Raw genomic sequence first — 4,565 nt, 5'->3', positions numbered from 1 at the left:
GACCGCATCCACTCGCTGGTGCTGGCCGACGCCGTGTGAGCCGGGCGTGCGGGGCCTCGGCCCGCACGCGCCTCCCGGGCAGGCGTGCGCGGGCCGAGTGCCCCTCACGTCCGCCCGGCGGTCGGTCCGAGGAGGCTGCCCGGGTCCGCCTCCAGCAGCATCCGCTGGAGCTCCCGGGCCGCCCGGGGCGGTGCCACGTCCGTGCGGTGGGCCAGCGCGATGGTCCGCCGGAGCCCGGGTGGGGCCAGCGGTGTCATCCGCAGGCCCTGGCCGGCCCGTCCCGCCACCATGCGCGGCACCACGGCCACGCCGAGCCCCGCCCGTACGAATCCGAGCACCGCGTCCATCTCGCCGCCCTCCACCGTGAACGAGGGCTCGAAGCCCTCCGCCCGGCACGCGGCGACGGTGAGCTCGCGCAGGTCGTAGCCGTGGCGGAACATCACCAGCGGTACTCCCTGGAGATCGGCGATCCGCACGGACTTGCCCCGGCCCGGAGCGGGCGTGTCCGCCGCCGACACCACGACCAGGTCCTCGTGCAGCAGCTCCACCGTCGTCAACGCGGGTGAGGCGGCGGGCAGCGGGAGTACCAGCAGGGCGATGTCGAGTGCCCCGCGCGCCAGTTGGCGTACCAGGTCGTGCGAACCGCCTTCCTCCAGGAGGAGTTCGATCCCCGGATGCCGGTCGTGGTACGCCCGCAGCACGTCGGGCAGCAGGCCGGTGCAGATGCTCGGGGTGGCGCCCAGGCGGATGCGTCCGCGCCGCAGCAGCACCAGCTCCTGCACCTCGCGGCGCGCGCTCTCCGCGTCGGCGAGGATACGGCGGGCCAGCGGCAGGAGGGTCTCGCCCGCGTCGGTCAGCGTGATGTTGCCCCGGGCCCGGCTGAACAGCTCCGCGCCCAGCTCCTTCTCCAGGGCCCGGATCTGCTGGGAAAGCGAGGGCTGGGAGACGTGCACCGCCTCGGCGGCCCGGGTGAAGTGCCGGGTCTCGGCGACGGCCACGAAATAAGCGAGCTGCTGGAAGTGCATAAAGGCAGGTTAAACCCGTCGCATAGGCAATGCCTATGGAGATCAGCGTGGCCATCTCTTGGACTGATGGGGACCTCCGGCCCTACCGTCGTGCCCATGGCATTGGCAACGCGGGCGGAACGACGGCCGTCCATGACGCGTACGCTCTGGGACTCGACCGTCGGCAAGAAAACGATCATGGCAGTGAGCGGCCTGATCATGCTGGGCTACCTGGTCGTCCACATGCTGGGCAACCTGAAGATCTTCTTCGGGCCCGGCGAGTTCAACCACTACGCGCACTGGCTGCGCACCCTCGGCGAGCCCTTCCTCCACCACGAGTGGGCGCTCTGGATCGTCCGCCTGGTGCTGGTCGCCGCCGTGGTGCTGCACGCCGTCTCCGCGTACCAGCTCAGCCGGCGCGACCTCAGGGCGCGCCCCGTCGGCTACGTCCACAAGAGGGCCCGGGCGAGCTACGCCACCCGGACCATGCGCTGGGGCGGCATCATCCTCGCGCTCTTCATCGTCTGGCACATCCTCGACCTCACCACCGGCACCGTGCACAGCGGCGGATTCCAGGCCGGGCACCCCTATCAGAACGTGGTCGACACCTTCTCCACCTGGTACGGCGACGTCATCTACATCGTGGCGGTGCTCGCCGTCGGTCTTCACGTCCAGCACGGATTCTGGAGTGCCGCGCAGACCCTCGGAGTCGGCAGCGCCACCCGCGACCGGGTCCTCAAGACCCTCGCCAACGTGATCGCGGTGGTGCTCACCGCGGGATTCGTGTCCGTACCCGTTGCCGTCATGACCGGAGTCGTGAGCTGACATGAGCGACTACACGCAGTACCGGACGGGCGAGCCGCTCGTCGACACCAAGGCCCCCGAGGGACCGGTCGCAGAGCGCTGGGACACCCGCCGCTTCGAGGCCAAGCTCGTCAATCCGGCGAACCGCCGCAAGCACACGGTGATCGTCGTCGGCACCGGACTGGCCGGCGGTTCGGCCGGCGCCACCCTCGCCGAACAGGGCTACCACGTCGTCCAGTTCTGCTTCCAGGACTCCCCGCGCCGCGCCCACTCGGTCGCGGCCCAGGGTGGCATCAACGCCGCGAAGAACTACCGCAACGACGGCGACTCCGTCCACCGGCTCTTCTACGACACCGTCAAGGGCGGCGACTTCCGCGCCCGCGAGTCCAACGTGCACCGGCTCGCGCAGATCTCCGTCGAGATCATCGACCAGTGCGTCGCGCAGGGCGTCCCCTTCGCCCGCGAGTACGGCGGCCTCCTCGACAACCGGTCCTTCGGCGGGGTGCAGGTCTCCCGCACCTTCTACGCCCGGGGCCAGACAGGACAGCAACTCCTGCTCGGCGCTTACCAGGCACTGTCCCGGCAGATCGCCGCGGGCAACGTCGAACTCCACGCGCGCACCGAGATGCTCGACCTGATCGTGGTCGACGGGCGGGCCCGCGGCATCGTCGCCCGCGACCTGGTCACCGGCCGGATCGACACCTACTTCGCCGACGCGGTCGTACTGGCCAGCGGCGGCTACGGCAACGTCTTCTACCTCTCGACCAACGCGATGAACTCCAACGCCACCGCCGTCTGGCGGGCCCACCGGCGCGGGGCCCACTTCGCGAACCCCTGCTTCACCCAGATCCACCCCACCTGCATCCCGCGCACCGGCGACCACCAGTCCAAGCTCACCCTGATGAGCGAGTCGCTCCGCAACGACGGCCGGATCTGGGTCCCCAAGGCCAAGGGCGACGACCGCCCGGCCAACGAGATCCCCGAAGACGAGCGCGACTACTACCTGGAGCGGATCTACCCCGCCTTCGGCAACCTCGTCCCCCGTGACATCGCCTCCCGCGCCGCGAAGAACGTCTGCGACGAGGGCCGCGGCGTCGGCCCCGGCGGCCAGGGTGTCTACCTCGACTTCGCCGACGCCATCGCCCGGATGGGCCGCGCCAAGGTCGAGGAGAAGTACGGCAACCTCTTCGACATGTACGCCCGGATCACCGCCGAGGACCCGTACGGGACCCCCATGCGGATCTACCCCGCCGTGCACTACACGATGGGCGGCCTCTGGGTCGACTACGACCTCCAGACCACGATCCCCGGCCTCTTCGCGATCGGCGAGGCCAACTTCTCCGACCACGGAGCCAACCGCCTCGGCGCCTCCGCGCTGATGCAGGGCCTCGCCGACGGGTACTTCGTGCTGCCGTCCACCATCAACGACTACCTCGCCCGCAACCCGCACACCACCCCTGTGGACGCGGACCACCCGGCGGTGGTGGAGACGGTCGCCGAGACCGAGGACCGGCTCAACCTGCTGCTCGCCGTCGACGGCGACCGCACCCCCGACTCCTTCCACCGTGAGATCGGCGAACTCATGTGGGAGTTCTGCGGGATGGCCCGCACGGAGGAAGGGCTGCGTACCGCGCTCGCCCGACTGCCTCTGATCCGCGAGGAGTTCTGGCGGCGAGTGAAGGTCCCCGGTACGGGTGAGCAGTTCAACCAGTCGCTGGAGAAGGCCAACCGGATCGTCGACTACCTGGAGCTCGCCGAGCTGATGTGCCTCGACGCCCTCCACCGCGCCGAGTCCTGCGGCGGCCACTTCCGCGAGGAGTCCCAGACCCCGGACGGCGAGGCCGCCCGCCGGGACGAGGAGTTCTCCTACGCCGCCGCGTGGGAGTTCACCACCACCGGCGAGGCCCCCGTCCTGCACAAGGAAGACCTCGTGTTCGAGTACGTACACCCCACCCAGCGGAGCTACGCATGAAGCTCACCCTGCGCGTCTGGCGCCAGCGAGACGCCGAGGCGCCCGGCGCCATGGCCACCTACGAAGTCGACGGCATCTCGCAGGACATGTCGTTCCTCGAAATGCTCGACACCCTCAACGAGGAACTCATCCTCGAAGGCGACGAGCCCGTCGCCTTCGACCACGACTGCCGCGAGGGCATCTGCGGAGCGTGCAGCCTCGTCATCAACGGCGACGCGCACGGCCCCGAACGCACCACCACCTGCCAGCTCCACATGCGGTCCTTCGAGGACGGCGACACCATCGACATCGAGCCCTGGCGCGCCTCGGCCTTCCCGGTCATCAAGGACCTGGTGGTGGACCGCTCGGCCTTCGACCGCGTCATCCAGTCCGGCGGCTACATCTCAGCCCCCACCGGCACGGCACCCGACGCGCACGCAACCCCGGTGCCCAAGCCGGACGCCGACTTCGCCTTCGAGCACGCCGAATGCATCGGCTGCGGCGCCTGCGTCGCCGCCTGCCCCAACGGCTCGGCGATGCTCTTCACCTCGGCGAAGATCAACCACCTCAACGTGCTCCCGCAGGGCGCGCCCGAACGGGAGACCCGGGTGCTCGACATGGTCGCCACCATGGACGAGGAGGGCTTCGGCGGCTGCACCCTGACCGGCGAATGCGCCACCGCCTGCCCGAAGGGAATCCCGCTCCCGTCGATCGCCGCCATGAACAAGGAGTGGCTGCGCGCCACCCGCAAGGTCCGGCGCTGACGCACCGGCGCCCCCGAACCGTCCCGCCGCGGCACCGTGGGC

The 4,565-nt window shown here is 70.2% G+C and carries 4 protein-coding genes; 3 read left to right on the top strand and 1 reads right to left on the bottom strand.

The window, feature by feature from the left end; translation table 11 throughout:
- Positions 1-104 precede the first annotated feature (104 nt).
- Positions 105-1,025: a LysR family transcriptional regulator gene (locus tag ACFWEP_RS32050; protein ID WP_387375410.1), complete on the bottom strand. Its 921-nt coding sequence runs from the start codon at positions 1,023-1,025 to the stop codon at positions 105-107.
- Positions 1,026-1,121: 96 nt separating this feature from the next.
- On the opposite strand from ACFWEP_RS32050, the gene ACFWEP_RS32045 reads away from it, so the two are divergent.
- Genes ACFWEP_RS32045 through ACFWEP_RS32035 form a run of 3 tightly spaced genes read left to right on the top strand, consistent with a single transcriptional unit; the run spans position 1,122 to position 4,523 of the window.
- Entirely contained in the window at positions 1,122-1,829 is a 708-nt protein-coding gene (locus tag ACFWEP_RS32045; RefSeq protein ID WP_266714369.1) for a succinate dehydrogenase, read from the top strand.
- Position 1,830: 1 nt separating this feature from the next.
- Complete coding sequence (locus ACFWEP_RS32040) at positions 1,831-3,780, top strand: fumarate reductase/succinate dehydrogenase flavoprotein subunit (protein ID WP_387375407.1); 1,950 nt, start codon at positions 1,831-1,833, stop codon at positions 3,778-3,780.
- The gene (locus ACFWEP_RS32035; protein WP_387375405.1) at positions 3,777-4,523 is read left to right on the top strand and encodes a succinate dehydrogenase/fumarate reductase iron-sulfur subunit; all 747 of its coding nucleotides are present in this window, start codon (positions 3,777-3,779) and stop codon (positions 4,521-4,523) included. The genes ACFWEP_RS32040 and ACFWEP_RS32035 overlap by 4 nt, the downstream gene beginning before the upstream one ends.
- The last annotated feature ends 42 nt before the right edge of the window (positions 4,524-4,565 follow it).

The sequence above is a fragment of the Streptomyces sp. NPDC060198 genome, assembly GCF_042728415.1.
Lineage (GTDB): Bacteria > Actinomycetota > Actinomycetes > Streptomycetales > Streptomycetaceae > Streptomyces.
This window is presented reverse-complemented; position numbering and strand designations above follow the sequence as displayed.

Bases quoted from the DNA above. Each gene is read 5' to 3' on its own strand.
- ACFWEP_RS32045 (WP_266714369.1), top strand. From the start codon at position 1,122: ATGGCATTGGCAACGCGGGCGGAACGACGGCCGTCCATGACGCGTACG.
- ACFWEP_RS32040 (WP_387375407.1), top strand. From the start codon at position 1,831: ATGAGCGACTACACGCAGTACCGGACGGGCGAGCCGCTCGTCGACACC.
- ACFWEP_RS32050 (WP_387375410.1), bottom strand. From the start codon at position 1,025: ATGCACTTCCAGCAGCTCGCTTATTTCGTGGCCGTCGCCGAGACCCGG.
- ACFWEP_RS32035 (WP_387375405.1), top strand. From the start codon at position 3,777: ATGAAGCTCACCCTGCGCGTCTGGCGCCAGCGAGACGCCGAGGCGCCC.